General features: G+C 50.0%; 1 pseudogene. It reads left to right on the top strand.

Annotation, left to right across the window (positions count from 1 at the left end):
- Positions 1 to 504 (top strand): annotated as a pseudogene (locus ACS8FC_RS21245) (RNA polymerase-associated protein RapA); the annotation flags it as partial.

Below are 504 nucleotides of genomic sequence, written 5' to 3'. Positions count from 1 at the left end.
AAAGCGTACAAGAGCAATATATTCAAGAGCTCAAGCCAATGCTGGAAGGCGCGGACACTGCTGAAAACAATGTCATCCTACAAGACGTCATTGATGAGGCGTTACAGACACGATTGGGGCTAGAAGCACAGCTGCAAGCTGGCCGCGATCGTCTGCTAGAGTATAACTCATGCCGTCCGCGTGTCGCTGGACGTATTGCTGATGCCATGCGTGATTTTGATGGCAATAACTTGCTGCCACATTTTATCGAGCGTTTCTTTGCGTCTGCCAATATCGACCATAACATCCAACGTGATGGCTCGTGGGTCATCGCACCGATCGATAGCACTGAGATCAGCGACTATATCGATGGCTTGCCGCTTGGTGATGAAGACGGTATGACGTTGACCTTTGAGCGTGAGCAAGCGCTCCAACGTGAAGACATCGAATTTATCACGCACGAGCATCCATTGATGCGTGCTATCTATGAGCTGGCTAGTACCAGCACCTTTGGTAATACGACCG

Source organism: Psychrobacter sp. 1Y4, from assembly GCF_051847555.1.
Note: the sequence above shows the minus strand (reverse complement) of the source record. Positions and strands in the feature narration are given on the sequence as shown.